This window comes from Massilia sp. 2TAF26 (assembly GCF_052115005.1).
In the GTDB taxonomy this organism is placed as follows: Bacteria; Pseudomonadota; Gammaproteobacteria; order Burkholderiales; family Burkholderiaceae_D; genus Telluria.
In genome coordinates this window covers 1-440 of sequence record NZ_JBFRFV010000119.1, presented here as the reverse complement: position 1 = coordinate 440, position 440 = coordinate 1, and the positions used below count along the sequence as shown (strand labels likewise).

The following is a 440-nucleotide window of genomic DNA, read 5'->3' as shown; positions in this document are numbered from 1 at the left end:
GCGCGGAAGGCCATTACGGTCCCTTTGGCCTTTCTTCGTCTGCGATCGCTGCGTCTAGAATCTCCTGCGCGCGACCCATGGCGAGAATGCCTCCGTCCTCCAACGCTTGCACGCCAGCACGGGTATCCGTGCGGTTCAAGTCAATGTAACTGGCCGCCGCTGAATCCGCCAGGCTCGCACGGATCGCAGCGGACTGCTGGCGCGCTGGCAGAGAGGCTGATGGATCATCTAGAGCAGCCATCTCTATGGCTACTTTTTCAGCCTGGGTAAAGCGATTGCGAAACGCCAGCTTCGTGATATGGCGCGGCAGCGTCGAAGGATCGACGTAGCCTACCGGATAAATTATTTCATCGGTCATGAGTAATTCCCATAAGAGCGTAGTACGTTGGAGGAAACGTTCGCGAATTTGGTGGTGCTGATCGGGAAGAACAGTGCTGGCA

The 440-nt window shown here is 56.8% G+C and carries 1 protein-coding gene; it reads right to left on the bottom strand.

What is annotated here, in order from left to right; genetic code table 11:
• Positions 1 to 13 precede the first annotated feature (13 nt).
• Positions 14 to 440 (bottom strand): hypothetical protein (locus AB4Z32_RS27735; protein WP_442125020.1); only part of this gene is annotated, 427 nt, incomplete at its 5' end.